Source organism: Nesterenkonia lacusekhoensis, assembly GCF_017876395.1.
Taxonomy (GTDB): Bacteria; Actinomycetota; Actinomycetes; order Actinomycetales; family Micrococcaceae; genus Nesterenkonia; species Nesterenkonia lacusekhoensis.
Genome location: NZ_JAGINX010000001.1, coordinates 2029498 through 2056373 on the forward strand (window position 1 = coordinate 2029498; position 26876 = coordinate 2056373).

Sequence of the window (26876 nt, forward strand, 5' to 3'; positions counted from 1 at the left end):
GGAGCTGACCGTGGGAAAGCCCGGGGCGATCTCAATTCTGGCCGAACCCGATCAGCCCCGGGGCTTGACCTTCCCGGTCTTCGAGTACCAGATCTCCAGCGGAATGGTGCCCAGCGGAGGCACCGCCGCCGCGAGAGCCACCAGGGCTTCTCTGATCCTCCACCGGAAGGTCCAGGCGGCCAGGACCACCACGCCGCAGAAGACCATGAACGCAACGCCGTGGAGCATGCCCCACAGCGGCACCGGGTCGGCCTCTTCACCCACGCCCACGATGTAGCGCATCCACATGCCGTACAGCAGCCCGGTCCAGGTGATGGCCTCGACGATGGCCACCACGTGGAAGGCGATCCGCATGAACCTCTGCCAGCCCAGGCCTCCGCGCGGGGCCTTCCGGGCAGCGGCCGGCGCAGCGCCCTCCGTCTGGGCAAGGGCCTGTTCGGTCACAGTCTCAGTCATCAGAGTCCTTCTGCTCGGTGCCGGCGCCTGTAGGTGCAGATCCGCCGGCAGGGTGTCTCAGTCTTCGGCGGCGGCCAGCTGACCGCAGGCCCCGTCGATCTCTTTGCCGCGGGTGTCGCGCAGCGTGGTGGGAACACCGGCACCGTTGAGGCGGCGCAGGAACTCCCGCATGACCTGCGGCTCGGAGGAGGTCCACACGGAGTTCGGAGTGGGGTTCAACGGGATCGGGTTCACATGCACCCAGCCGCGACCGCGAGCGTTGAGCTTCTCCGCCAGCAGGTCGGCGCGCCACGGGTGATCGTTCATGTCCTTGATGAGCGCGTACTCGATCGAGACCCGGCGCCCGGTGGTCTTGTAGTAGTAGTACGCGGCGTCGATGGCCTCATCGGCCTTCCACCGGTCGTTGACCGGGATGAGCTCGTCACGCAGCTCGTCATCCGGTGCGTGCAGGCTCAGCGCGAAGGTGATCGGCAAGTTCTCATCGGCCAGCTTCCGGATGGCTGGGACCAGGCCAACAGTGGAGATGGTGATGCCGCGGGCGGACATGCCCAGGCCTTCCGGGGCCGGGTCGACCATCCGGCGCACGGCGTTCATCACGCGCTTATAGTTGGCCAGCGGCTCGCCCATTCCCATGAACACGATGTTGCCCACCCGCTGAGGACCGGAGGGAGAGTATGACGACGGCGTGCCCTCGCCTTCGGCGAAGTCGGCCTCCTCGCCCAGCCCGGAGTGGTCGGCCTCCTCCGCGATCTCCTGCGCGTTGGGCGCGTCCAGCTCGCCGGCGGCGATCACCCGGTTGGCCTGGACGATCTGGTCCACGATCTCAGCGGTGGACATGTTGCGGGTCAGCCCGTTCTGGCCGGTGGCGCAGAAGGGACAGTTCATGCCGCAGCCGCACTGGGAGGAGATGCACAGGGTGATGCGGTTCTTGTACCGCATCAGCACCGACTCCACCAGGGCTCCGTCGAAGAGCCGCCAGAGGAACTTGATGGTGGCGCCGTCGTCGGTCTTCAGCCGGCGCACCTCGGTGAGCAGCGGAGGAAGGAACTCCTCCACCAGCTTCTCCCGCTCGGCGGCGGGCAGGTCGGTCATCTCTGCCGGGTCGGCGGTGTAGTGCTGGAAATAGTGCACCGAGAGCTGTTTGGCCCGGAAGCCGGGGATGCCCATCTCTTTGGCCTTGGCGATCCGCTCATCCAGGGTCATATCCGCCAGGTGCTGCGGAGGCTGCTTGACCCGCTTGGACTGGGCGAACTGCAGCTTGGGGCGACCTTCGGCGTCGACCGCCTGCGTCCACCCCTCTGCTTTGGGCCTGACCTGGGGCCGGGCGTCCTGGGAGGGGGCGGCCGGTGCGGGAGCGCCTGCCGCCTTGCGGGCAGCGGCCATCTTCGGGGCAGAGATGCGGGGTTCGCCGCCCTGCTCGGGCGACGGGTTCTTCGAAGTCGACATCCCTTCCAGTGTCCCATGTTCCGGCGTCCTCACGTTGTGTGGGCGGAGAACGCACGAATCCGGCCGAAATCAGCGTCCTTTCATGCGTTCTTCGCCCACCTGACTCGAGGTCAGACCCCGGAGGCCTCCCGCTCCGCCGCGGTGCCGCCCGCGCAATAGACTGATCCCATGAGCGCAGCCGAGAACATCCGCCGTGAACAGGCCCAGGAGCGGGCCTCCTTCATCACCGTCAGCGAGTACCGCGTGGAGCTGGACCTGAGCCGGCAGGAGGAGGGCACCACCACCTTCGGGTCGCGCACCACGGTGGAGTTCTGCGCGGAGGGGGACGCCATCGCGCTGGCCGCGGGGACATGGAACGACTTCATCGCCGAGTCCCTACAAGAAGTCACCCTGAACGGGGAGCGGCTGGACCCGGCGGAACTCTACGACTGCACCCGCCTGCAGCTGCCACATCTGAAGGAGCACAACGTCCTGACCGTGGAGGGGACCGCCTTCTACTCCTCCACCGGGGAGGGCCTGCACCGCTTCACCGACCCGGCCGACGGCGAGGTCTACCTCTACACCCAGTTCGAGGTGCCGGACTCCCGCCGGGTCTTCGCCGTCTTCGAACAGCCGGACCTCAAGGCCCACTTCAGCTTCTCCGTGACCGCCCCGGAGCATTGGCGGGTCATCTCCAACTCCCCGACGCCGGCCCCCACCTCCGCGGGCGAGGGGCTCTCCCGCTGGGACTTCTCCCCCACCCCCGTGCTCTCCAGCTACGTCACCGCGATCATCGCCGGACCCTACCGGGGCACGGAGTCCACGCTGACCAACTCGGAGGGCCGGGAGATCCCACTGGGCGTCTACGCCCGAGCCTCGCTGGCCGAACACCTCGACGCCGAGGACATCCTGAAGGTCACCCGCGAGGGCTTCGCCTTCTATGAGAAGCAGTTCGGCGTCCCGTACCCCTTCGAGAAGTACGACCAGATCTTCGTCCCGGACTTCAACGCCGGTGCCATGGAGAACGCCGGCGCGGTCACCTTCCTGGAGAACTACGTCTTCCGCTCCGCGGTCCCGCAGGCCATGGTCCATGCCCGGGCGATCACCATCCTCCACGAGCTGGCCCACATGTGGTTCGGTGACCTGGTGACCATGCGCTGGTGGAACGACCTGTGGCTCAACGAATCCTTCGCCGAGTTCACCTCCACCCTGGCAGCGGCCGAGGGAACCGAGGACTTCACCGAGGCCTGGAACGCCTTCGCCGCCCTGGAGAAGAACTGGGCCTATAAGCAGGATCAGCTCTCCTCCACCCACCCGGTCATGGCTGAGATCCGCGACCTCGACGACGTGGCGGTCAACTTCGACGGCATCACCTACGCCAAGGGTGCTTCCGTGCTGCGCCAGCTGGTGGCCTGGGTGGGCCAGGAGAACTTCATGGCGGGAGTCCGCAGCTACTTCGAAGAGTTCGCCTGGTCCAACACCGAACTGCCGGATCTGATGCGCCACCTCACCGCGGCCTCGGGCCGCGATCTGGAGACCTGGACCCAGGCCTGGCTGCAGTCCCCGGGTGTGAACACAGTGGTCACCGAGGTGGAGACCGACGACGCCGGGCTCATCACCTCGCTGCGGCTGCGCCAGCTCCCCGACGCCGCCGACGGCCTGCTGCGTCCGCACCGGGTCGGCGTCGGGATCTACGGAACCGGTGAACACGGCCGACTGGTGCGCACCGGCTATGCCGAGCTCGATGTGGACGGGGCGCTCACCGAGGTGACCGAGCTGGTGGGGTCTCACCGTGGTGAGCTGATCCTGCCCAACGACGGCGACCTCGGCTACTGCCGGATCCGTCTGGATGAGCAGTCGGCCGCGGCAGCGGCGGCGCGGCTCAGCGAGATCGCCGACTCACTGCCGCGGACGCTGCTGTGGACCTCCTTCTGGGAAACGGTCCGCGACGGCATGATGCCGGCCAGCGAGTTCGTGGAGCTGCTGATCAGGCACCTGCACGCGGAGACCGACTCCTCAGTGATCCGCACGCTGCTGCGCCAGTCCGAGACCGCTGTGGGCCTCTACGTCCACCCGGAGAAGACCCAGCAGGTCCGCCGTCGGCTCTCCGCGACTCTGAAGGAGCTGCTGGAGACCGCCGAGCCGGAATCGGACCGCCAGCTGCAGTACCTCAAGGCGCTGATGGTCCATGCCGAGGGTGAGCAGGTGCAGTTCCTGCAGGACCTCGCCTCCGGTGAAGCCGTGATCGCAGGGCGCACGCTCAGCGGGGCTGAGGCGGATACGGATCTGCGCTGGGAGCTGCTGACCGCTCTGGCCTCGCACGGCATCGACGGAGCCGAGGAGCTGATCGCTGAGGCCGCAGAGCAGGACGCCACGGCCAACGGGCACCTGGCCCGGGTGGAGGCGCTGGCCGCCCGGCCGGATGCCCAGGTGAAGGCTGAGGTCTGGGAGGCCGCCGTCGTCGGGCTGACCCGCTCACATTCTGAGCAGCCTGACGCCGATTCTGAACAGCCTTACACAAACTCGGAACAGCGCAGGGCCGTGGCCGGATTCAAGCGGGTCCAGGACAAGGAGCTGCTGGCGCAATACGCTCCGGCCTTCTTCGAGCAGGTGCCCACCGTCTGGGCCGAAGCCTCCAAGGAGCTGGCGATGACCGTGGTCACCGCCCTGTTCCCCACCTGGGCTGCCTCGGAGGAGACGCTGACGCTGGCGGAGACCACCATCGACGAGGTCCAGGAGGAGCACCCCTCCCTGGCCCGCATGCTGGGTGAGGGTCGCGATGAGCTGCAGCGTGCCCTGCGCGCCCAGCAGCGCGACTCCTGAGTTGGATCGGGCTGATCCGGCTCAGGCGCTGGCTCGGCCCTTCTTCCAGTAGCCCATGAAGGAGACCTGCTTCTTGCTCAGGCCGATCTCCTTGACCAGGTGGCGGCGCAGGCCGGTGATGGCTCCGGCCTCACCGGCCAGCCAGGCGTATTCGCGGAACCCGTCGGGCTCGGCGACCTCCCAGAGCTGCTCGTCCGGGCCCAGCTCTTCGTAGCCGGAGGAGCCGGCGGGAGCACCCACCGGGGTGAGCCCAGGTGCCCAGGCGGCGCGGCGGGCCTCGAAGATGATCTGGCGGCGTCGGCCCCAGTCGCGGACAGCATGGCCGAGCATCTCCCCCAGCGGGGCGCCGTCGCGGGGCAGCCAGCGGACCACGACGCCCGAGGGCGCGTCGACCTCGAGGATGTCCTCCGCGGTGGGGACCTCGATGTAGGTCTCCCCGAAGAAGACCTTGGCCTCCTCGGAGGCGGCCAGGCCTTCGAGGATCCCGCAGATCGCCGGCGCGGCGGTCTCATCGCCGGCCAGCAGGACCTCACGGGCCGTGCCGGGGTTCCATTCGATGCCGCCGCCGGCCTGCTCGGCCCGGACATCAGGGCCGATGACGATCAGCTCATCACCCAAGGCGGCGCCGATCGCCCAGGCCGAGGCCGGCCCCTCGGTGCCGTGGACCACGAAGTCCACGTCGATCTCCGAGTCCGCCGGCCGGATGTCCCGGACCGTATAGGTGCGGATGGGGTTGCGCTCGGCCTCATCCAGCAGACGCCACTGCTGGTACCACTCCATCATCGAGGGCTGAGGCTCCCGCCCGAAGCCCACGTCCGGCACAGTGCCGTCCGCGCGGGGCAGGAAGAGCTTGATCCGCTGGTCCATGCCGCCCGGGTCGAAGAGGTGCAGGTCCTCGGCCCAAAGGGTGAAGCGGATGAAGTGTGGGGAGAGCCGGCGGATCCCGGTCACGCGTGTGAAATAGGCGCGGTAGGGGGTCACCGCCGTCGCAGTGGCGCTACTGGTCATCCAGTGCTTCCTCGATCATCGGGGTCAGTTCTTCCAGTGCATATTCCTTGGCCGCCGGAGTGCCCAGGGAGAAGGCATCGGAGATCTCACCGTCGACGACGACGGCGCGCTCCTCCTCCACGGCCTCGATGGAGTTCCAGCCGGCGTCCTCGGTGATCTCCTCGGTGTCGATCCAGATCGGGAAGGCGACGATGAGGTCGGCGTCGAAGACATCGATCTGCTCATCCGAGAGCTCGACGCTCCACTCATCCTCCTCGCTGAGCTCCTCGATCTCCGGGTTGTTCGTGAAGCCCAGGTCCTCCAGGAACTCCACGCGGCCGTCATGGGTGTAGGCGCCCCAGCCCTCGGAGGTGCGGGTGGCAACGGTGACGTCCCGATCCGCCCACTCGGGGTGGGCCTCGGCGACCTCGGCGAAGGACTCGTCCAACTCGGCCTGGATCTGCTCGGCCTCCTGCGTCCTGCCCAGGGCCTCACCGATCATGCTCAGCTGCTCGTCACCATCAGTCATGTAGTTCGCACCCCCTGGCCCGACGCCGACGGTGGGCGCGATGGACTCGAGGCGCTCGTAGCGCTCCTGGTCCCCGGAGCTGTTCACATCGAGGATGAGATCAGGCTCCAGCTCGGCCACCGCCTCATAGGAGAGCTCCATGGTGCCGAGGATCTCCGGGGACTCCGAATAGCCCTCCTCCATCCAGGGGCCCAGGCCGTCCTCATCCTCGAAGCCGACCCAGTCGGCCGCTCCCACAGGCTCCACGCCCAGCTGCAGGGCGATCTCAGCATCGCCCCAGCCCAGGGCCACGACGCGCTCGGGCTCCTCCTCGATCACCACGTCCCCGAACTCGGTGGTGACCGTGGCGAAGGCATCCTCGGAGTCCTGAGCTCCGCCGGCGTCACCCTCACCGCAGGCGCTGAGCGCCAGCAGGCCGACGGCTCCTGCGGCCAGGCCGGTGTACAGGCGAGTATGGGGTGTCAGCGCAGCGGACATAGGCGGTCTCCTCGAGAAGAATAAACGTCAGCGTAAGATGCGACTATCAAGTAAGGCTAGACTAATCCAGGCATGAACGCACCATCAGTCCCTCCCGCGAGCAGTCCGCGCGGCTCAGCGCGTCGCGGCCGGATCCAGCGCCGCGCCGGCCAGAACAGTGCGCCTCGGCGTCACTGGCTCGCCCTCGGCGCGGGTCTGGCTCTGGTGATGGTCCTGGCCCTGGTCAGCGTGGCGGTGGGCAGCCGTGCCGTACCGCCGAGCACCCTGTGGGAGATCTTCTCCGGCGGGAGCGTCCCGAGCCCCGACCACCACGCGGTGATGGGGCTGCGCCTGCCGCGGACCGTCGCGGCCGCCGTCGTCGGAGCCGCTCTGGCCGTGGCCGGTGCGCTCATGCAGTCGCTGACCCGCAACCCGCTGGCTGAACCCGGACTGCTGGGCGTCTCCGCCGGCTCGGCCTTCGCCGTAGCCATGGCCATAGCCGTCTTCGGGATCACCAGCGCGGCCGGCTACATCTGGTTCGCGCTCTTCGGAGCCCTGGTGGCCACTGTGGCGGTGGCGCTGATCGGTGGGACGGGCACCGGCCGCATCGATCCGATCCGACTGGTCCTGGCCGGCGTCGCGCTCTCAGCTGTGCTCTCCGGGATCATCGGTGCGCTGCGCCTGTCCGATCCGCAGACCTTCAATGCGCTGCAGGTCTGGGAGGCCGGGATGCTGGCCGGCCGAGACCTGGAGATCACGCTGACCGTGCTGCCGCTGATCCTGCTCGCCCTGCTGGTCGCCCTTCCGCTGGGCAAATCGCTGAACACGCTGGCCATGGGTGATGAGCTGGCGGCGTCGTTGGGGGTCTCTCTGGTGCGGACCCGCGTGCTGGCCATCCTGGCGATCACGGTTCTGGCCGGCGGGGCCGCGGCCATCGCCGGGCCCATCGCGTTCATCGGGCTGATGGTCCCGCATGCGGCCCGGTGGATCGCCGGCGCGGATCAGCGCTGGGTGCTGCGGCTCTCCCTGGTCTTCGGCCCGATGCTGATGATCTTCGCCGATGTGCTGGCCCGCCTGCTGGTCTGGCCCGGGGAGATGCCGGTGGGACTGGTCAGCGCCCTGGTGGGCGCCCCGGTGCTGGTGATGCTGATCCGCCGGCGGAAGGCGCTGCGGCTGTGACTCCTCGAACGTCTGCGGCCCTCAGCCGCCCAACGGTGGTCGGAGCCGCCTTGGCCGCGGCCACCGCAGCGCTGGTGGTCCTGGCGCTGGGCCTGGGCGACTATCCGCTCTCCCCGGCGGAGGTGCTGAGCGCCCTGATCGGGCCGCTGGTCTCCGACTCCCCCGACTTCTCCTCCACTGTGGTGCTCGAATGGCGGCTGCCGCGGATCACCGCCGCCGTGGTCTTCGGGGCCGCACTGGCCGTGGCCGGCGCACTGTTCCAGACGCTGACCCGCAACCCGCTGGGCTCTCCGGACATCATCGGCTTCTCCACCGGGGCCTACACCGGGGTCATCCTGGCGACAGTGGTCTTCGGCGGGGCCTTCGTGGGCACCACCGGCGGAGCGATCCTGGGCGGACTGGGCACCGCGCTGCTGGTCTACCTGCTGGCCTACCGCAAGGGCGTCCAGGGGTATCGGCTGATCATCGTCGGCATCGGGGTGACCGCTGCGCTGCACGCGGTGAACTCATGGATCCTGATCCGCGCCGAGACCGAGGTGGCGATGAGCGCCGCCATCTGGGGTGCGGGCTCGCTGGGCCTGACCAGTTGGACGGATGTGGTGCCGGCAGTCGGCGTCGTGCTGGCTGCGCTGCCGCTGCTCCTGGCCAGCGTACGGCCTATGCGGCAGCTGGAGCTCGGCGACGAGGTCGCTTCCTCCCACGGTGTGAAGGTCGAACCCACCCGGCTGCTGATCCTGGGGGTGGGCGTGCTGCTGACCGCGCTGGTCACCGCCACGGCCGGACCCATCGCCTTCGTGGCGCTGGCCGCTCCGCAGATCGCCCGCCGGCTGGCCCGCTCCACCGGCATCCCGCTGACCCATTCGGCGCTGACCGGGGCGTTCCTGCTGCTGGGAGCCGATCTGGTGGCCCAGCAGGCCCTGGCCCAGCCGATCCCGGTGGGCATGGTGACGGTGATCCTGGGCGGCGCCTACCTGTGCTTCCTGCTGATCAGCGACGGGCGCCGCGAGCGCTGAGCCACGGGCCTCAGAGAGCTTCGAAGGTGAACCGGCCGCCCACCAGGGTCGCCGCCACAGGCATGGTGCGCAGTTGCGCGCCGCCGTCGGTCAGCAGCGCCGGGTCCAGCGGGTCGGCATCGACCACGGCCAGATCCGCCACGTCCCCTGCACTCACCTCCACCCGACCACGGGTGCTGGCAGCCAGGGCAGAGCGGGAAGAGATCCGCTGCTCCGGATGCCAGGGCTCCCGGCCGTCGCGGCTGCGGGTGACGGCTGCGGCCAGGGAGACCCAGGGGTCCAGAGGCGCGACCGGCGCATCCGAGCCCAGGCGCAGCACAGCTCCGGACTCCTCGAGCGTCTTCAGCGCGAAGGCCCGGTCAGTCCGTCCCTCCCAGAACCGGTCGGCGACGTCGCGGTCGTCCATCGCATGCTCGGGCTGGACGCTGGCGGTCAGCCCCAACTGGGCGAACCGCGGGATGTCTGACTCGCGCAGCAGCTGAGCATGCTCGACGGCGCCTGTCATGCCCAGGCTCTCGAAGGTGTCCAGCACTGCTGTGTTGGCGCGGTCGCCGATGGCGTGGATGGCCGCGGTCAGCCCGCCGTCGCGGGCGGTCCGCATCAGGGACTCCAGCTCCGCGATCGGCACCGCCTCCACCCCGCAGGCATGCCGATGACTCGGGTCCATCCCCGGATAGGGGTCCCAGCACCAGGCGGTGCGCGTGTTCAGCGACCCGTCCACGATCACCTTCAGCGGCCCCATGGTGACCAGTCCGCGCTCATCGAGCGGATCGCCGCTCTTGACCCCTCGGGCCAGCGCGTCCTGCAGCTTATCCGGCCACACGGAGACCTCCACGCGCAGCTGGTCCACGCCCTCGTCCACGCGCTGCGGCCAGGCCGTGATGTTGTCGGTGTTCTCGAACTCCACGACGCCGACCACTCCCCTGCGCGCCGCGGCCTCGGCAGCCGCGCGGTAGTCGGCGGTGCTCAGCGCCGTGCCGTTCTGCAGACGCTCCATGGCGGGGAACCAGGCGTCCTCCCGGACCAGCCCGGAGTCGTCGGGCTGGGCCTGCATCAGCTGAGAGGCTGCGGTGTTGAGCCAGCCGCAGTGCAGGTCCCCGCTGATCAGCACCACCGGGTGGTCACCGGAGACGGCGTCGAGCTCGGCCACGCCAGGCTCATCGGGCCAGAGGCCGTCGCGGAAGCCGTAGCCCACCAACGGTGTGGGTGCGCTGGGACCTGAGCCGCCGGCCTCGGGAGCGGCCAGGGCCTCACGCACCAGCTGGAGTACCTCGGCCGCACTGGTGGTGCCACCCAGGTCCAGGCGCTGCCGCTGGGTGGTCCACTGGGAGAAGTGCACGTGGTTGTCCCACAGCCCGGGGAGCAGGAAGCGGCCCCCGAGGTCACGGACCTCCGCCGCGGCCGGGGAAGACTCCCCCGCGGGGAGGACAGCGCGGACCGTGCCGTCCTCCACCAGGACGTCATAGCGCCCCTCCCGCCCGGGGAGGGCCGCATCCCTGAGCAGCAGACCCGGTGCGGCGGATCGGGCATCAGGGGTATCAGTCATCATCGGCCTCCAGCTTCTGGGCGTTCACACGCTCCATCCGATCGGCGAGCGCGGCATCGGCATAGGGGCCGTCTCCGCGCAGGTGCCCGATGACGCTGCGCACCGAGTCGGCCGGCTTGTCCTGGTTCATCTTCTCCTTGGCCTCGATATGGGTGATCCGCATTCGGAAGCCCACTGTGCCGCGTACGATCCGGTAGGCGTAGTCGCTGTTCTCCTCGGTGGCGTGCAGCAGGTGAGGACCGGGCAGCACCTTCTCGAAGTGCTCCACCAAGCGGTCCAGCACAGCGAGGTTCTCGGCGTCCGGAAGCATCTCCGGAATCCCGCTGAGGTGGGCGACGGCGAAGTTCCAGGTCGGGACGTTGGGGCGGGTTCCGTACCAGCCCGGGGAGATGTAGCCGTGCGGGCCCTGGATGACGGCCAGGAGCTCATGTCCGCCCAGCTGGTGCCTCTGCTCATCGGGCCGGCCGACGTGACTCAGCAGCACGATCTCATCAGCAGAGTCGCACGTTCCCGCGCGCTCGGGAAAGACGTCCTCCTCCAGCATGACCGGGTAGTGGGAGGCCACCAGGCTGGGCCTCTCTCCCAGGCCGGGCCCGTCCCCCGGGGCAGCGCTCTCCCCTTGAACAGGGGGAACGTGAGAGACAAAGGTGCACCAGGGGTTCTCCCGGATGAGGTCCTTCACCATGCCGATCAGCTCGGCGCCGTCGACGGCGTAGTCGGGGTTGTGCCGCATCCTCTGGCCCTCCGGTAGTCTCATCCTCTGTGTCTGAGGAGGTCCGCATCATCGAGGAGATACTGTACCGCGCGGCGTCGGTCCCGGAGTTCAGCGGCTATCCCACCGTGGACGCCCTGCTGGCCGAGCTGGAGGCGCTGCGCGATCGGCATCCCGAGCAGCTCACCGCACAGCGGATCGGCACCTCCCGGCTGGGCGAACCCATCCATCTCTATACCCTCACCCCCGCCGGAGAGGGCAGCTCGGCGGGAGATGAACGGCTCTCCGGCCTGCTGGCCGGGGGCGTGCACCCCAACGAGCCCATCGGCTCCTGGACCATCGTGCACCTGGTCCGCGAGCTGACGGAAGACGCGGACCTGGCCCGCCGGCTGGGGACGGTCTGGCACCTGGTCCCCTGCGCCGACCCGGACGCCATGCGGCTGAACGAGGGCTGGTTCGCCCGCCCCGAGGACCGTGAGACCTATTTCCGGAACTTCTACCGCCCCGCCGGGCGCGAGCAGGTGGAATGGACCTTCCCCTTCTCCTATAAGCGCGCCTACTTCGACGCCATGATGCCTGAGACCCAGGCCCTCCAGCGGGCGATCGACCTGACCCGTCCGGACTTCTACGTCCCCCTGCACAACGCCGAGTCCGGAGGCGCCTACTACTACCTCTCCGAACCTGCGCCCGAGCTCTACGGGATCCTACACCGGCTGCCCGAACAGCTGGGCATCCCGCTGCACCGCGGGGAGCCGGAGGCCGGCCACTTCGAAGAGCTTGACGACGGCATCTTCGCCATGGGCAGCCTGGAGGCCGTCTACGACTGGATGGAAGAGCTGGGCCTGGACCCCGTCCATCCCGGCGCCGCCGGGGAGGCCTCCACCGGCTATGCCCGCCGCTACGGCAGTCTCTCGCTGATCGCGGAGATGCCCATATGGACCCATGCCCAGGCCGATGACACCGCCGAGACCCAGGAGAGCTACTCAGCACTGCTGGAGCAGGAGAGCGTGGCCCTCCAGGAGGCTGGGGACATCCTGACCGGGCTGCTGGCCCGGGCCGAGGAGCATCTGAGCATGGAGACCCCGTTCCTCCGCGCCAGCCGTTCCTTCCTGCCGACGCTGACCCGGGCGGCTGAGGGCCACCGGGCCCGGGCGGCCCAGCCGGAGAGCCGGCGTCCGGCCACCGTCTCCGAGAAGCACAGTCTGCGCGGCTTGCTGCATATGCTGCGGCTGCGCTTCGGCGCGATCTTCCTGCGCGCGGTCCAGGCTGAGATCGCCGCCGGCACCGCCCCCGCGGCGCTGCGCCGCGTCGGAGAGGAGACCGAGGAGGTCTTCAGCCGCTGGCTGGCCGAGACCGATGCTGACGAGTCCGGAGACTTCCAGCCGCTTCCGGTCAAGGACGTGGTGGGCCTGCAGTACGGGGCCGTGCTGGCCCTGGCCGACCACTGCCTCAGGCGGCGGGCGCGCGCGGGATCATCAGCGGCTTGCCGGTCTCCGGGTCCTCGATGACCCGGGAGTCCACCCCGAAGACCTCGCGAATGGTCTCCTCGGTCCCCACCTGGTGGGCCGTCCCCTCCGCGGCGATCCGCCCGTCCTTCATCGCCACGATGTGGGTGGCGTAGCGCAGCACCTGGTTGATGTCATGCAGCACGGCCACCAAGGTGCGGCCCTCGCGTTGCAGGCGGGCGCAGAGTTCGAGCACCTCGATCTGGTGGGCGATGTCCAGGTAGGTGGTGGGCTCGTCCAGCAGCAGCAGCGGGGTCTGCTGGGCCAGGGCCATCGCGATCCAGGCGCGCTGACGCTGCCCGCCGGAGAGGGAGTCGACCTCGCGGGAGGCCAGCTCGGTCATCTGAGTGTCCTCCAGGGCCCGGCGGACCGCCTCCTCATCCTCCGCGCTCCAACGCTTGAACATGCTCTGATGCGGGTGCCGTCCGCGGGAGACCAGATCAGAGACGGTGATCCCCTCCGGGGCGATGGCCGACTGCGGCAGCAGGCCCACTGTGCGGGCCAGCTCCCTGGTGGGCATTGCTGAGATGGAGGCCCCATCGAGGAGGACCTGCCCGTCGCTGGGCTTGATCAGCCGGGCCAGACTGCGCAGCAGTGTGGATTTTCCGCAGGCGTTGGGGCCCATGATGACGGTGAAGGAGCCGTCCGGGATGACGATGTCGAGCTCCGCGAGGACGGCACGTTCGTCATAGCCGGAGCTGAGCCGCTCAGCGGCGAGGCGGTAGGTCATGGCGACCATAGTAGAACCTCGTGCTGAATTAGAGCATTCACCCGTGACGGAACTCTCCGGGAGTCATCCCGGTGACCCTCCGGAAGGCCACTCCGAAGGCAGAAGTCGTCGCATAGCCCACGGTGCGGCCCGCCTCGGCCACACTGGCTCCCTCGGCCAACGACTCGATGGAGCACTTCACCCGGGCGGTGGTCACCCAGCCGCGGAATCCCAGGCCGGTCTCGCTGCGGAACAGACGGGTCAGGGTCCGGGAGCTCACACCCAGGCGCTCCGCCCAGCTGTCCAACCCGTGGGAGGCCGAAGGGTCGGCCAAGATCTCCTCCGCGGCACCGGCGATCAGCTCATGGGTGGGCATCTGCAGGATGACCGGCTGCGGGACCGGCTTGACCAGATCCATCACCACCGCCTCAGCACGGTGGCGCTCGCCGTCGTCGAGGTCCTCCGTGCGCAGATGCTCCAGCAGCTGACCCAGCAGAGGGGTGATCTCCACGCTGGCCGGCTCCTCGCTGCGCGCAGGAGTGTGCTCCGGATCGAAGAACGTCACCCGGGAGGTGACACCGGCGGGCACCGTCCCGGAATAGACGGTCCCGGCGGGGATCCACAGGGCCTGCGACCCGGCCACCGTCCAGAGCCTGCGGCCCACCAGCACCGTGATCGCTCCGCCGTGGGCCCACAGCAGTTCGTGGGTGGGGTGGAAGTGATCCGGCCAGCGGGTCTCCTCGCTGTGCTGGTCCAGCTCGCCGAAGATCCGCCCCCACGGGAACCGGTAGGGCTGCTCCTGAGGGGCAGCGACGAGGTCCGGGGTTCTGGGCAGGCTCATGGTCCATCCAGCATAAGAGGTCTCCCTGAGCACGCCCTCATCCGCAGGGTCCGAGAGCCTGCGCCCAGTAGCCTGTGATGATGAGCCTCTCCGCTGAGACCACCGCCTCCGACGGCCTGTCGCGCTGCCCCTGGAGCACCGGCGCCCCGGAACTGACCGCCTATCACGACGCCGAATGGGGCTTCCCCGTGGGCGAGGACCAGCGGCTCTTCGAGAAGCTCTGCCTGGAGTCCTTCCAGTCCGGGTTGAGCTGGCGGACCATCCTGAACAGGCGGGAGGCCTTCCGCGCAGGATTCGCCGGATTCGAGATCTCCGCGGTGGCCCGCTTCGGGGAGGAGGACCTCGCCCGCCTGCTCTGCGATGCCGGCATCGTGCGCAACCGCGCCAAGATCGAAGCCTGCATCGGCAACGCCCGGCGGGCCGAGGAGCTCATCACCCAGGAGGGCTCCCTGGCGGCCTTCCTCTGGCGGTTCGAGCCGCCGGCCGAGGAGCTGGCCGAGCCGCAGACGCTGACGGTCTCGCCCTCCTCCACCGCGATGGCGAAGGAGCTGAAGAGGCGGGGCTGGCGGTTCTTCGGGCCGACTACGGCCTTCGCCTTCATGCAGTCCATGGGCCTGCTCAACGACCACGTCCACGGCTGCATCCTCCGCGAGCCGGTTCAGCGGGCGCGGGCAGAGTTCACCAGGCCCTGAGCGGGGAGGACTGCAGAGGTGCGGGATGCAGGATGCACCCCTGTTACAGTGCACGGGTGGATCTCAGAGTCGCCGCCTATGCCGTGATCACCGACGACGCCGGCCGCATGCTGCTGCCTCATTGGCACCAGGGGCCCGGCGGATGGACTCTGCCCGGCGGCGGCATCGACCCGGGCGAGGACCCGGCCGACGGCGTGATCCGAGAGATCCGCGAAGAGACCGGCTATGAGGCAGAGGTGCTGGAGCTGCTGGGGATCGACAATATGGTCATCCCGGGCGACCGCCGCCTCTCCGAGGAGAAGAAGGGCACGCCCATGCAGGCGCTGCGGATCATCTACCGGGCACGGATCACCGACGGTGAGATGACCGCGGAGCAGGACGGGTCCACCGATGACGTCGCCTGGTTCACTCCGGAACAGATCGAGGGACTCAAGCGCGTCTCCCTGGTGGATGTGGGACGCCGCATGGCGGGGCTGATCAGCTGAGCTTGCTGGGCGGTCGGCCCTGCTGGAGCCTCAGCTCTGCCGCGTCCTCAGCTCTGCCCGCCGGCCGGACGCCACATGCCGATCAGCGGCGTGGTGCCGTACGCTGGGATCTCGCTGATCTCCGCGAAGCCGTAGCGCGCATAGATCGGCACGTTCTCCGGCTTGGAGGACTCCAGGTAGACCCCGACGCCGGCTCGGTCGGCCTGGGCGAGCCCATGGCGGATCAGCGCTGAGCCGGCTCCCCTCCCCCGCGCTTCGGGGGCAGTTCCGATCACCTTCAGGTACCAGTGGGGAGCTTTGGGCCGGTAGCGGGCGACCTCGCGGTAGGTCCGCTTCACGTCCTTGAACCGGCGGCCATAGATCCGTCGCATCGCCACAGCCTCAGTGAGCTGTTCGCGCCATCCCGCCTCCTGACCGGGCGCGCCCCAATAGGCCACACCCAGCGGTTCCGCGCTGGTGTCGGCGCCGTCCACAGCCACGTAGACGTGACCGCCGGTGCGCAGGTTGCTCAGCGCCTCGAAGCGGAACATCTGCTCCATACGGTCCTGCCTGCGGTCCTGCGGCAGCAGTCCGGCGATATGCGGGTCATCGCCGAAGGCACCGGCGAGGACCCGGGCGGCGGCGTCGGCGTCGGCCTCCGCGGCGGGACGGATGATCACGGAAGAAGCGGCTGGATCGATTCCCATGTCTCTATGATCGCAGGGACCACTGACACCACCAGCAGCCCGGCCATGACGATGTTGAAGATCCGCATATGACGCGGCCGCGCGATCAGCCTGCCGGCGCCCACGCCCAGCACCGTCCAGGCGATGGTGCATGGGGCCCCGAAGACCAGAGCGAAGGCTGCGATCACCAGGACTTCGGTGAGGAAGGAGTCCCAGAATCCGGTGAAGGTCGACAGTGCGGCCAGAGCCAGAGTCCAGGCCTTGGGGTTGACGTACTGGAACAGCGCCATCTGCACGAAGCCCGGCGGACTTCCCTCCCGCCGAGCCTTCAGGTCGGTGGGGCCGGTGCCGATCCTCCAAGCCAGCCACAGCAGGTAGGCCACGCCCAGCGGGCGGATGATGTCCAGCAGGAAGGGCCACTGGGCCAGGACCCCGCCCAGGCCCAGACCCACCAGCACGATCATGACGGGGAACCCGACGTTGATCCCGGCGATGGCCGGCACGGACTTCCGGAAGCCGAAGACAGCCCCGGAGGCCATCACGATGGTGTTGTTCGGCCCCGGAGTTCCGGCCCCGGCCACGACGAACAGGATCAGCGACAGAAAGGTCATGAGGAGAATCTACTTGCTCGGGTTGTGTGGTGCGGGCGCGAATCCCGCCGGGCTGCGCTACAGTTGAAAGCGTCTTTGTTCCCGACCACGAGGTGCCCGTTGAAGTTCTGAGGTCTGAGACCTGCGCAGTCTGCCCGCGACGTCCTGATGGCGTCCGGCCCGGCGCTGTGCTCTCCGACCGATCAGAAGTTCACGATTCTCCGCCGTTCCGGCTGCACCCGTGGCATCTGCGCAGCGTCTCCACGCGTCATCGACCGCTTCTGCCTGTGGAGACCTATGCCTGCCCCCATACTTGCCACACATTCCTTGTCCTATCGCCTGCCCGAAGGTCGCACCGTCCTGGACCAGGTCAGCTTCGGACTGACGCCCGGCCGGCACGCTCTGATCGGTGACAACGGCGCCGGGAAATCGACCCTGCTGAAGCTCATCACCGGTGAGCTCACGCCCTCCTCCGGGACGGTCCAGCTCGACGGCGACCTCGCCCACCTTCAGCAGAACCCGGCCGTGGATGAACACGTCCCCGTGGCTGAGCTGCTGGGCGTCCAGCAGACGCTGGACGCCCTGGCGGCCATCGAAGCCGGATCGGTGAGGGAGGAGCACTTCGACGCCGTCGGAGACGACTGGGACATCCGCGAACAGATCCTCGCCTCCCTAGCACGTGCCGGACTGGAGGGGATCGAGCTCTCCCGCACGGCCAGAAGCCTCTCCGGAGGCGAGCTGATCCTGCTCAGCCTCACCGGACTCGTCCTGCGTCGACCATCGCTGCTCATCCTGGACGAACCCACCAACAACTTGGATGCGCACGCCCGACGGCGACTCAGCGACATCCTCGATCAGTTCTCAGGAACTGTCCTGGTGGTCAGTCATGACCGTGACCTGCTCGAAGAGGTCGACTCCATCGGGGAGCTGCGCCGCGGATCGCTGCGCTGGTTCGGCGGCGGACTCTCGCTCTACGAGGAGATCATCGCCGCTGAGTCCGAAGCCGCCGCCCAACAGGTGGCCCAGGCCAAGGCTGACGTGAGGAGGCAGCGCCGCGAGCTGACCGAACAGCGGCGCAGGCACGCCGCCCGCGACCGCCAGGGGAAGCAGAGTGCCCAGAGCATGCCCAAGATCCTGGCCAATGCCCGGAGGTCCAAGGCTGAGGCCAACGCCGGCAGAGCCTCGGCGGCCCACCACACCCGGCTGGAAGAGGCGCGGAAGTCACTGGAACAGGCCGAGGAGCAGGTCCGTAAGGATCAGCAGATCCATCTCGATCTCCCTGGCGCCGAGGTGCCCAAGGGTCGCGAGGTGTTGGAGGTGGTCGGACTGCGCCCGCCGCACGGCACCGCTGTGGTCGACCTCCACCTGCGCGGACCGCAGCGCGTGGCGCTGACCGGGCCCAACGGCGTCGGGAAGACCTCAGTGCTGCGCTGCATCACGGGGGAGGCGCAGCCGCTGGAGGGCAGCGCCGGCGTCGCGGTGCCGTTCCGCTGTCTGCCGCAGAATCTGCAGCTGCTCGACGACGGTGCCAGCGTCCTGGAGAATATGCAGGGCTTCGCGCCGACCACGACGCCGGTTCAGGCTCGACATCGACTGGCCCAGTTCCTGATCCGCGGCGACGCCGTCCACCAGCCGGCCGGGTCGCTCTCCGGCGGGGAGCGTTGGCGGGCCACACTGGCCTGCCTGCTGCTGGCCGAGCCGACGCCGCAGCTGCTCATCCTGGATGAGCCCACCAACAACCTGGACCTGGCCAGCGTGGCTCACCTGACCCACGCTCTGCAGGCCTACTCCGGTGCGCTGCTGGTGGTCAGCCACGATGAACGGTTCCTGCGTGAGCTGCAGCTGGACCAGCGGGTGGACCTGCGGGAGCCGGAGGAGATGGAGGCTCCACCAAGAGGTGAAGTCTGAGCCGGCACGGTGAGCGACCGGCGTCGGGCGGGGCCGCCCAGGTCTGATCAGACCATCTGATCAGACCGTCAGGATCAGGGCGTCGCCCTGGCCTCCGCCTCCGCAGAGTCCGGCGGCTCCGGTTCCGCCGCCGCGCCGTTTGAGCTCCAGTGCGAGGTGCAGCAGCACGCGAGCGCCTGACATTCCCACCGGATGGCCCAGGGCGATGGCGCCGCCGTTGACGTTGACCTTCTCCAGGTCGATGCCCAGCTGGCGCGACGAGGCCAGCCCGACCGCGGCGAAAGCCTCGTTGATCTCCACCAGATCCAACGATTCTGCGGCGATCCCCTGCTTGGCGCAGGCCTGGACGATGGCGTTGGCCGGCTGCAGCTGCAGGCTGGAGTCGGGGCCGGCGACCATCCCGTGGGAGCCGATCTCGGCGATCCAGCTCAGCCCCTGCTCCTGAGCCCTGCGCTTGGACATGACCAGCAGGGCGCAGGCTCCGTCGGAGATCTGCGAGGAGGTTCCGGCGGTGATGGCCCCGTCGGCGGCGAAGGCCGGGCGGAGCCGGGACATCGATTCGGCTGTGGTGCCGGGGCGGAATCCTTCGTCCTGACTGACTGTGACCGGGTCGCCCTTGCGCTGGGGCACGTGGACGGAGACGACCTCCTCAGCGAAGAGACCCTCCTCCCAGGCGGCCGCCGCCCGCTGATGCGAGGCCGCGGCGAACTCATCCTGCTCCTCCCGGCTGACCTGGACCTCACCGGTGTTGCAGGACTCGGTCAAGGCGCCCATGGACTGGCGGGTGGCCTGGTCATACAGGGCGTCATAGGCCATGGAGTCCACCAGGGCGGTGTCCCCATAGGTGAACCCCCTGCGGGATCCGGGCAGCAGGTGCGGAGCCTGGGACATGGATTCCATGCCGCCGGCCAGGACCACCTCGCATTCGCCGGCGCGGATCATCTGGTCCGCTGTGGCCACTGCATTCAGCCCGGAGAGGCAGACCTTATTGACCGTGATGGCCGGTATGTGGGCCGGGATCCCGGCACCCAGGGCTGCGCTGCGAGCAGGGTTCTGGCCGGAACCCGCCTGGATTACCTGCCCCATGATCACGTACTCGACCTCAGACGCCTCTGTTCCGGCCTTCTCCAGCGCTCCGCTCAGCGCGGCAGATCCCAGTTGGGCCGCGGAGAGGGAGGAGAGGCCTCCCATGAGCTTCCCGATGGGTGTGCGGGCTCCTGCGACGATCACAGTCGGTTCGGCAGACACAGAGTTCTCCTTCATCGGGCGGGATCAGGCTATGTGCAGTAGACCACATTTTCAGGCGGCCCTGCACGCCCGCCCAGGGTGCGTCATGCCTGCCTCGAGGGGCCCAACCTCGCGGGACTCCCCGCTGATCAGTCCAGCAGCGCCGGGTCCAGCAGGGCGAGGTAGGGATCGCCGTCGAGGTTCAGCGCCTGGGCGAAGGCCGGCTCAGTCTTGAGACCGGAGAGCTTGAGCTGGAAGATCTCCTGCCGGAACGCCGCTCCGTGACGCTGCAGCAGCACGTATTCGGCCACCAGGTGCCGGAAGGCGCGCTGCTCGGTCAGCGCCCGATCCTGCAGGAAGAACTCGATGAGGAAGCCTTGGGATTCGAAGGTCACGCACCAGGCCCCTGCCTCAGCGCTGTGCGCCCAGGCGGCGAACTGCGACAGCTGCCCGAACTGTTCGGTCAGCTCCTCTCGGGCCGCAGCCACCTCCGAGGTGCAGACCAGCACGTCCAGATCCGATTCCGGCAGGTCCACCCCCAGCGGGATCGTCCCGGCCAAAGCCCACTCGCGCAATCCCGGAAGATCCCCGACACCGAGCTCCTCCAAGAGCGCCGCGGCCCGACGCTGGCGAGGGTTGCCCCGGTGCAGATACTCCGTGCCGAGTAGCTGAACCTCAGCCTGCTCTGCGCTGATCCGGGCAGCGGCGTACGGGCTCATCGGATCAGGCATGCCTTCATCCTAGTCAGCGCTGTACTCGACCTCTGCACTTTTCGCCGGTTGAATCGATCCGGTGGTGTCCCACTCATCGGTCAGCGCTTCGAGCGGCGTGGATACGGCGAATCGGGCGAAATCAGCCTCACAAGGACATCACGTCACGACTACGCCTGCGGAACACTCCCCCGGCGGATGAGGTTTCTGCACCCTGCTGCCACCGTCGCCGTGGGGAGATAGTGTGAAACTGACGACCAGGCCACAGTCCGAACCGCCGAATCCGACGATCGTGGTCGCTGAACGAGAGGACAGCCCATGACCAACATCGCAGTGACTGGAGCCACAGGCTACATCGGAGGACGCCTGGTGCCTCAGCTGTTGAAGGCAGGGCACCGGGTCCGGGTGCTGACCCGCCGGGCCGAATCGCTGCGGGATGTTCCCTGGCGCGACGAGGTCGAGGTTCTTGAAGGAGACCTCTCGGACGCGTCGGCAGCACGGAGACTCTGCGACGACGTGGATGTGGTCTATTTCCTCGTGCATTCCATGAGCGGCGGCAGAGACTTCGCTGACCTGGACAAGCGATGCGCGGAATCGGTGGCCACTGCCGCCGCGGAGGCCGCGGTGGGCGGAATCGTCTATCTCTCCGGACTTCACCCCGACGAAGAACTCAGCCCGCACCTGCGGTCGCGGGTCGAGGTCGGGGAGATCCTGGAGTCCAGCCGCGTTCCGACGCTCACCCTGCAGGCCGGGCTGGTGATCGGCTCCGGATCTGCCAGCTTCGAGATGGTCCGCCATCTCACCGACGTACTGCCGGTCATGCCTTCACCACGTTGGGTGCTCAACCGTGTGCAACCTATCGCCGTGCGCGATGTGCTGCACTACCTGAGCCGAGCCGCGGATGTGGAATGGGAGGAGAGCCGGCGGTATGACATCGGAGGGCCGGACGTCCACACATATGCGGACCTGATGAAGCTCTACGCGCGGGCTGCGGGCCTCCGGGAACCCACTGTCCTTCCGGTGCCGGTCCTCACACCGTGGCTGGCGGCCCAATGGGTCAACCTGGTCACTCCGATCCCGCGCTCTCTGGCCGTGCCCCTAGTCCAGTCCCTGCAGCACGACTGTGTGGTCCAGGACCGCAGCATCGACGATCTACTCCCTCCTCCCGACGCCGGCCTGACGGACTATCCGACGGCAGTGGACCTGGCCCTGGAGAAGATCTCAGCGGACCGCGTGGAGACGACCTGGGCCGGATCGCATCCTTTGGACGCACCGTCGGAACCGCTGCCCTCCGATCCTGACTGGGCAGGCCGCACCGTACTGACCGATGAGCGCCGGGTGCGCTCCTCAGCCTCACCGGAAGCCGTCTTCGCGGTCATCGAGAGCATCGGAGGCGACAGGGGCTATTTCGCCCTGTCGCGAGCCTGGAGGGCCAGAGGATTGGCTGACAAGCTCGTCGGCGGAGTGGGGCTCGGCCGAGGACGCCGCAGCCGCCGGCAGCTTCAGCTCGGTGACGCAGTGGACTGGTGGCGAGTGGAGAGGCTGGACCGCGGGGAGCGGCTGCGACTGCGCGCAGAGATGAAGGTGCCTGGGCAGGCGTGGCTCGAGTTCCTCGTCGAGCCCGACGGCGAAGGCTCAGTATGCACTCAGCGTGCGGTCTTCTTCCCGTCTGGACTGGGTGGGCGCATCTATTGGCTGGCGCTGACGCCCTTCCACGCGGTCATCTTTCGGAAGATGGCCGCGCGGCTCGCACTGGAGGCGGAGGCAGGTCCCGCACGGCACTGACGGCGTCGTGCGATCTGGCTGGAGACACACACTAAAGTTGCCTAAGCTAGTTATTAGATAGGCAAACTACAGAAGGGGCAGCAGATGCATCAGAAGGACTCTCAGCAGGTGGTGCTGGTCGCCCCAGACGGCGAGCCGCTCGGAACTCAGTCCAAGCGGTCGGTGCACAGCGCCGCCACGCCGCTGCACCTCGGCTTCTCTTGCCACGTCCTCAACCCCTCAGGAGAGGTCCTCGTCACTCGGCGCGCCCTGACCAAGCAGACCTGGCCGGGGGTATGGACCAACACCTTCTGCGGCCATCCTGCCCCCGGCGAAGACTGGGCAGACGCAGTGGCCCGGCACGGCTTCGACGAACTGGGGCTCGAGCTCACCGACCTGTCCCTCGTCCTGCAGAATTTCCGCTATCGCGCCACCGATGCCTCAGGCGTGGTCGAGAACGAAATATGCCCGGTGTTCACCGCGGTGACCTCATCCCGGCCCGAGCCGGACCCGAGCGAAGCGATGGAGATCGCATGGTCTGCCCCAGATGATGTCTCCCGGGCGATCCACCATGCTCCCTGGGCGTTCAGCCCATGGTTCTCGCTCCAGGTCCCGCAGATGGACGTGTACAGGACACAAGCCCGACCGTCCATCGGCGCTGCTGACTCATGAACGGTTTGGAACTCTACACCCGCACATCCACGGAAGCTGCCGCTCGTGTGATCAGTGCCTACTCGACGTCGTTCGGCATGGCGGCGAATCTGCTTCCGCCTGACTGCCGCCGAGGGATCCGGAACATCTATGCTCTTGTCCGCACTGCTGACGAGATCGTCGACGGGACAGCCGCAGAGGCAGGACTGACGGCGGACCAGCAGCGCAGCGTACTGGATGCGTTGGAGCAGGAAGTTCTTCTGGGAACAGCACGTGGATTCAGCGCCAACCCGGTGGTGCACGCGTTCGCCGTCACCGCCCGCGCCGCGGACATTGAGATGCCCCTGATCACAGCCTTCTTCCACTCGATGCGCCGAGACCTGAGCCCAGTCGAACGCCTGAGCCGCACACAGTATGAGGAGTATGTCTACGGCTCGGCCGAAGTCGTGGGGCTGATGTGCTTGCGTGTCTTCCTCAGCGGCCACGCGTGGGATGCCGAACGGCTCCAGCCCGTCGAGCATGGCGCCGCTCGTCTCGGCGCAGCCTTCCAGAAGATCAACTTCCTGCGCGACCTCGGCGACGACGCGACCCAACTGGGCCGGGCCTACTTTCCCGGAGCACTGCCAGGACAGCTCAGCGAGCGGGAGAAGGCGGACATCCTCGATGAGATAGACGAGGATCTGGCCGCAGCGAAGACCGGCATCGCCCAGCTGCCCCCCGGCCCGCGTCGGGCTACACTGCTGGCCGCTCACCTCTTTGAGGATGTCGCCCTCCGGCTACGCCGAACGCCTGCCGCCGAGATCCTGCACCGCCGTGTGTCAGTCCCCCGGCGCAGGAAGACCTACCTTCTGCTGAAGACACTGCTGCCGATGAACTTCAGGGGGCGGCCATGACGGAGCGCAGGGGCAAGGCCCGCACCGCCGTCGTCATCGGAGCAGGCTTTTCCGGTCTTGCCACCGCGGCGCTGCTGGCTCGTGACGGTGTCGACGTGACTGTTCTCGAAGCCCACGAGTCCGTGGGCGGACGCGCAGGTGAATGGCATCAGCAGGGTTTCCGCTTCGAAACGGGCCCATCCTGGTATCTGATGCCTGAAGTCTTCGATCGCTTCTTCGAAGAGATGGGAACCACCACGGCCGATGAGCTGGAGCTCATTCGGCTGGATCCTGCCTATCGGGTCTTCTTCGAGGAGCAGAGCCAGCCCTTCGACCTACCAGACCAGGACTCCCTCGGCGCACTTCAGGAGTGGGAGCAGACCCCGGGGTCATTGACCGCCTATATGAGATCCGCAGAGGAGACCTGCCGGCTCGCGACGGACCGACTGCTCTATTCTTCCTACGATTCTCTGCGGGACTTCGCAGACCCTGGGCTTCTCCGACGTCTGCCCCGGCTGCTGCGCCTGCTCTTCGAACCGATGGACCGCTTCATCAGTCGGCACACCTCGGATCCCCAGGTGCAGAAGATCCTCGGGTACCCAGCGGTGTTCCTCGGAACCTCGCCGAAAGCAGCACCGAGCCTCTACCACCTGATGAGTCATCTGGACGTCAATCAGTCCGTGCTGTATCCGCGCGGAGGGTTCAGCGCGGTCGTCGCAGCGATCGCCCGCTTGGCACGACAGCACGGTGTGGATCTGCGCACCGGGCATCGGGTGACGGAGGTGATCACAGAAGGAAGGAACGCTGCGGGGGTGCGGTTCACCACCCCAGAGGGCGAACACAACAGTCTGGCCGCCGACATCGTCGTCTCCAGCGCAGACATCCACCATACGGATACGGCGCTGCTGGCACCGCGCTTTCGCAGCCGCTCGACGGCTGCCTGGGAGCGACGGAACCCGGGGCCCGGGGCAGTGTTGGCGTTGCTGGGCGTTGAGGGTGAACTGCCTGAACTGGCTCATCATTCGCTCTTCTTCACCGAAGACTGGCAACGGGGGTTCGAAGAGATCGAGGGCAGGCTCCCCGCCTCAGGGCCTCCCCGGTCCCTCTACGTCTGCAGGCCCAGCGCCACGGATGCGGAGGTCGCCCCGCCGGGCCACGAGAATCTCTTCGTCCTGATTCCCGTCCGGGCAGATCCTGATACCGGAGCGGGGGGCATCGACGGGTCCGGCTCCCCCTCCGTCGAACGCTTCGTGGACGAGGCCATAGACCAGATCGCCTCCTGGGCAGGCATTCCGGATCTGTCGTCACGGGTGACCGTGCGACGCAGCCTCGGACCGGCCGATTTCGAACGGGAGTTCGGGGCCTGGCGCGGGGGCGCGTTGGGGCCGGCACATACTCTGCGGCAGAGCGCCTTCCTGAGAGGGCCGATCCGCTCTTCGAAGCTCGATGGGCTGTACTACGCGGGCTCGACGACGATGCCGGGGATCGGCGTGCCGATGTGCCTCATCAGCGCTGAACTGGTCCGGACCTCTGTTCGCCGAGGCCCGAGGAGATCTCTGCGCCGGCTCTTCGACCACCGAACGGCCGCCCAGGGGGTGCGACATGCCTGAACCGCTGATCAGCCTGGCCTACCTCACGGCTCTTCTCGTCTCATTCGGCTGCATGCTCCTCATCGACCGACGCTTCGGCCTGTTCCTCTTCCGGGATCCGCTTCGTGCCGCACTGGTGCTGGCAGCCGGTCTCTTCTTCTTCCTCGCGTGGGACCTGGCAGCCATCTCCCTGGGAATCTTCCTCCACGGTCCGGCTCCCTATATGACCGGCATCATGTTGGCTCCGGAACTCCCCCTGGAGGAACTGGTCTTCCTCCTCTTCCTCTCGCATCTGACCATGGTCCTGGTGCTCGGGTTCCAACGCCTGTTCAGCCGAGGTGAGGCATGATGGGCGCCAACACCTACCTGATCCTGAGTGCAGGGTTCGTCGCAGGTGCAGTGGCTGTGGCGCTTGTGGCGGCACACGTGCGCGGCAGAGCAGAACGGCCTGGACGTCTGCTTGGTTCCGCGGCCGCTGCCGCTGCCGCGCTGCTGCTGCTCACCGCCGTCTTTGACAACGTGATGATCGCCGTCGGACTGTTCGAGTACGCGGAATCGGTCATCTCAGGGCTGCGCCTCGGAATGGCGCCGATCGAGGACTTCGCCTATCCGATCGCTGCGGTCATCCTGCTGCCTTCACTATGGGTTCTGCTCGCACCCCTGCGCAGCGACAGGAGCAACAATGATCACTGACATGCTGCGCTCTTCACGTCCGTTGAGCTGGATCAACACGGCCTACCCCTTCGCGGCCGCATGGCTGCTGGCCGGTGGAGGCTGGGAACCTGCGCTGGTCGTGGGGACCCTGTTCTTTCTGATCCCCTACAACTTCGCCCTCTACGGCATCAATGACGTCTTCGACCACGCGTCAGACATGGCGAACCCTCGGAAGGGAGGAGCAGAAGGCGCCCTGCTGGACACGACTCTGCACCGGCCGGTCCTGATCGCCAGCGTAGCGCTGGTCATCCCGCTCCTCCTGGTCCTGATCCCGATGGGAGGTCTCGCATCCTGGGTCATCCTTGCGGTGAGCATGCTGGCGCTCGTCGCATACTCAGCGCCCCCGCTGCGCACCAAAGAGATCCCGGTGCTGGATTCGCTGACCTCGAGTCTGCATTTCGTCACCCCTGCGGCCTATGGTGCGGCCCTGGCTGGAGCTGAGGCCAGCGTGGTCCTGGTGTGCGCGTTGGGGGCGTTCCTGCTCTGGGGCATGGCCAGCCACGCCTTCGGGGCGGTACAGGACATCGGCCCGGACCGTGAGGCCGGCATCAGTTCGATCGCTACAGCGTTGGGGGCCGCAACCACGGTCCGCCTGGCGCTGGCCCTATGGGCGGCAGCCGGCCTGCTGGTGCTGGGGACCGGATGGCCATGGTCGCTCGCCGCCGTGTTGGTCGCACCCTACCTCGCGGCAGGGGCCCCCTACCGCTCACTGCACGATGGGGAGGCGGACCTGGCGCACAACGGATGGCGGCACTTCCTCTGGATCAACTACGCGGTAGGAGCTGCGCTGACCATCCTGCTGCTGCTCGGCACGGGGATGATCTGAGC

Annotated in this window: 26 protein-coding genes; 14 read left to right on the forward strand and 12 right to left on the reverse strand. The window is 67.9% G+C overall.

The window, feature by feature from the left end:
• Positions 1-51 precede the first annotated feature (51 nt).
• Together JOF45_RS09575 and rlmN are read right to left on the reverse strand one after the other, a co-directional pair.
• On the reverse strand, positions 52-456 hold the full coding sequence (locus JOF45_RS09575) for a DUF3817 domain-containing protein (protein ID WP_210049331.1): 405 nt from the start codon (positions 454-456) through the stop codon (positions 52-54).
• 57 nt (positions 457-513) lie between these two features.
• Positions 514-1839, reverse strand: a complete 1326-nt coding sequence (gene rlmN / locus JOF45_RS09580; protein ID WP_210051413.1) for a 23S rRNA (adenine(2503)-C(2))-methyltransferase RlmN — start codon at positions 1837-1839, stop codon at positions 514-516.
• Positions 1840-2070: 231 nt separating this feature from the next.
• Between rlmN and pepN the strand changes: the two genes are divergently transcribed.
• The gene (pepN, locus tag JOF45_RS09585; RefSeq protein WP_210049332.1) at positions 2071-4704 is read left to right on the forward strand and encodes an aminopeptidase N; all 2634 of its coding nucleotides are present in this window, start codon (positions 2071-2073) and stop codon (positions 4702-4704) included.
• Positions 4705-4725: 21 nt separating this feature from the next.
• On the opposite strand, the gene JOF45_RS09590 is transcribed toward pepN, so the two are convergent.
• Together JOF45_RS09590 and JOF45_RS09595 are read right to left on the reverse strand one after the other, a co-directional pair.
• Positions 4726-5712, reverse strand: a complete 987-nt coding sequence (locus JOF45_RS09590) for a siderophore-interacting protein (protein WP_210049333.1) — start codon at positions 5710-5712, stop codon at positions 4726-4728.
• Positions 5702-6697 (reverse strand): iron-siderophore ABC transporter substrate-binding protein, encoded by a 996-nt coding sequence (locus JOF45_RS09595; RefSeq protein WP_210049334.1) that lies wholly within the window; start codon positions 6695-6697, stop codon positions 5702-5704. The genes JOF45_RS09590 and JOF45_RS09595 overlap by 11 nt, the downstream gene beginning before the upstream one ends.
• Before the next feature lie 72 nt (positions 6698-6769).
• Between JOF45_RS09595 and JOF45_RS09600 the strand changes: the two genes are divergently transcribed.
• Positions 6770-7855 (forward strand): iron chelate uptake ABC transporter family permease subunit, encoded by a 1086-nt coding sequence (locus JOF45_RS09600; protein WP_210049335.1) that lies wholly within the window; start codon positions 6770-6772, stop codon positions 7853-7855.
• On the forward strand, positions 7852-8868 hold the full coding sequence (locus tag JOF45_RS09605; protein WP_210049336.1) for a FecCD family ABC transporter permease: 1017 nt from the start codon (positions 7852-7854) through the stop codon (positions 8866-8868). The genes JOF45_RS09600 and JOF45_RS09605 overlap by 4 nt, the downstream gene beginning before the upstream one ends.
• Positions 8869-8878: 10 nt before the next feature.
• On the opposite strand, the gene JOF45_RS09610 is transcribed toward JOF45_RS09605, so the two are convergent.
• Complete coding sequence (locus JOF45_RS09610; RefSeq protein WP_210049337.1) at positions 8879-10414, reverse strand: amidohydrolase; 1536 nt, start codon at positions 10412-10414, stop codon at positions 8879-8881.
• Complete coding sequence (locus JOF45_RS09615; RefSeq protein ID WP_245324196.1) at positions 10407-11171, reverse strand: FMN-binding negative transcriptional regulator; 765 nt, start codon at positions 11169-11171, stop codon at positions 10407-10409. Before JOF45_RS09615 ends, JOF45_RS09610 begins: the two co-directional genes overlap by 8 nt.
• A 5-nt stretch (positions 11172-11176) precedes the next feature.
• Between JOF45_RS09615 and JOF45_RS09620 the strand changes: the two genes are divergently transcribed.
• Positions 11177-12634, forward strand: a complete 1458-nt coding sequence (locus JOF45_RS09620; protein WP_210049338.1) for a M14 family zinc carboxypeptidase — start codon at positions 11177-11179, stop codon at positions 12632-12634.
• Here JOF45_RS09620 and JOF45_RS09625 read toward each other — a convergent pair.
• Together JOF45_RS09625 and JOF45_RS09630 are read right to left on the reverse strand one after the other, a co-directional pair.
• Entirely contained in the window at positions 12576-13361 is a 786-nt protein-coding gene (locus JOF45_RS09625) for an ABC transporter ATP-binding protein (RefSeq protein ID WP_210049339.1), read from the reverse strand. The genes JOF45_RS09620 and JOF45_RS09625 overlap by 59 nt on opposite strands.
• Positions 13362-13398: 37 nt before the next feature.
• Entirely contained in the window at positions 13399-14181 is a 783-nt protein-coding gene (locus JOF45_RS09630; protein WP_210049340.1) for a helix-turn-helix domain-containing protein, read from the reverse strand.
• Positions 14182-14261: 80 nt separating this feature from the next.
• Between JOF45_RS09630 and JOF45_RS09635 the strand changes: the two genes are divergently transcribed.
• Together JOF45_RS09635 and JOF45_RS09640 are read left to right on the forward strand one after the other, a co-directional pair.
• Positions 14262-14873 carry a DNA-3-methyladenine glycosylase I gene (locus JOF45_RS09635; RefSeq protein ID WP_210049341.1) on the forward strand — a complete coding sequence of 204 codons (612 nt, stop codon included), beginning with the start codon at positions 14262-14264 and terminating at the stop codon, positions 14871-14873.
• A 56-nt stretch (positions 14874-14929) separates the two neighbouring features.
• Positions 14930-15358: an NUDIX hydrolase gene (locus tag JOF45_RS09640; protein WP_342591455.1), complete on the forward strand. Its 429-nt coding sequence runs from the start codon at positions 14930-14932 to the stop codon at positions 15356-15358.
• Between the two features lie 47 nt (positions 15359-15405).
• Here JOF45_RS09640 and JOF45_RS09645 read toward each other — a convergent pair whose 3' ends face one another.
• Positions 15406-16044, reverse strand: coding sequence for a GNAT family N-acetyltransferase (locus tag JOF45_RS09645; protein WP_210049343.1), 639 nt, complete (start codon positions 16042-16044; stop codon positions 15406-15408).
• Positions 16014-16634 (reverse strand): LysE family translocator, encoded by a 621-nt coding sequence (locus JOF45_RS09650; RefSeq protein WP_210049344.1) that lies wholly within the window; start codon positions 16632-16634, stop codon positions 16014-16016. Before JOF45_RS09650 ends, JOF45_RS09645 begins: the two co-directional genes overlap by 31 nt.
• 276 nt (positions 16635-16910) lie before the next feature.
• On the opposite strand from JOF45_RS09650, the gene JOF45_RS09655 reads away from it, so the two are divergent.
• On the forward strand, positions 16911-18521 hold the full coding sequence (locus JOF45_RS09655; RefSeq protein ID WP_210049345.1) for an ABC-F family ATP-binding cassette domain-containing protein: 1611 nt from the start codon (positions 16911-16913) through the stop codon (positions 18519-18521).
• A gap of 60 nt (positions 18522-18581) precedes the next feature.
• Here JOF45_RS09655 and JOF45_RS09660 read toward each other — a convergent pair whose 3' ends face one another.
• The gene (locus JOF45_RS09660) at positions 18582-19784 is read right to left on the reverse strand and encodes an acetyl-CoA C-acetyltransferase (RefSeq protein WP_210049347.1); all 1203 of its coding nucleotides are present in this window, start codon (positions 19782-19784) and stop codon (positions 18582-18584) included.
• 113 nt (positions 19785-19897) lie between these two features.
• Entirely contained in the window at positions 19898-20479 is a 582-nt protein-coding gene (locus JOF45_RS09665) for a DUF4269 domain-containing protein (RefSeq protein ID WP_210049348.1), read from the reverse strand.
• 297 nt (positions 20480-20776) lie between these two features.
• Here JOF45_RS09665 and JOF45_RS09670 point away from each other — a divergent pair, with 297 nt between their 5' ends.
• The 7 genes from JOF45_RS09670 (at position 20777) to JOF45_RS09700 (ending at position 26874) form a co-directional block, all read left to right on the forward strand.
• Entirely contained in the window at positions 20777-22243 is a 1467-nt protein-coding gene (locus JOF45_RS09670; protein ID WP_210049350.1) for an SDR family oxidoreductase, read from the forward strand.
• A gap of 84 nt (positions 22244-22327) precedes the next feature.
• The gene (gene idi, locus JOF45_RS09675; RefSeq protein WP_210049352.1) at positions 22328-22894 is read left to right on the forward strand and encodes an isopentenyl-diphosphate Delta-isomerase; all 567 of its coding nucleotides are present in this window, start codon (positions 22328-22330) and stop codon (positions 22892-22894) included.
• The gene (locus tag JOF45_RS09680) at positions 22891-23766 is read left to right on the forward strand and encodes a phytoene/squalene synthase family protein (protein ID WP_210049354.1); all 876 of its coding nucleotides are present in this window, start codon (positions 22891-22893) and stop codon (positions 23764-23766) included. The genes idi and JOF45_RS09680 overlap by 4 nt, the downstream gene beginning before the upstream one ends.
• Positions 23763-25355 (forward strand): phytoene desaturase family protein, encoded by a 1593-nt coding sequence (gene crtI, locus JOF45_RS09685; RefSeq protein WP_210049356.1) that lies wholly within the window; start codon positions 23763-23765, stop codon positions 25353-25355. Before JOF45_RS09680 ends, crtI begins: the two co-directional genes overlap by 4 nt.
• Positions 25348-25683 (forward strand): lycopene cyclase domain-containing protein, encoded by a 336-nt coding sequence (locus JOF45_RS09690; RefSeq protein ID WP_210049358.1) that lies wholly within the window; start codon positions 25348-25350, stop codon positions 25681-25683. Before crtI ends, JOF45_RS09690 begins: the two co-directional genes overlap by 8 nt.
• Positions 25683-26027 carry a lycopene cyclase domain-containing protein gene (locus tag JOF45_RS09695; RefSeq protein WP_210049360.1) on the forward strand — a complete coding sequence of 115 codons (345 nt, stop codon included), beginning with the start codon at positions 25683-25685 and terminating at the stop codon, positions 26025-26027. Before JOF45_RS09690 ends, JOF45_RS09695 begins: the two co-directional genes overlap by 1 nt.
• Complete coding sequence (locus JOF45_RS09700; protein ID WP_210049362.1) at positions 26017-26874, forward strand: prenyltransferase; 858 nt, start codon at positions 26017-26019, stop codon at positions 26872-26874. The genes JOF45_RS09695 and JOF45_RS09700 overlap by 11 nt, the downstream gene beginning before the upstream one ends.
• The last annotated feature ends 2 nt before the right edge of the window (positions 26875-26876 follow it).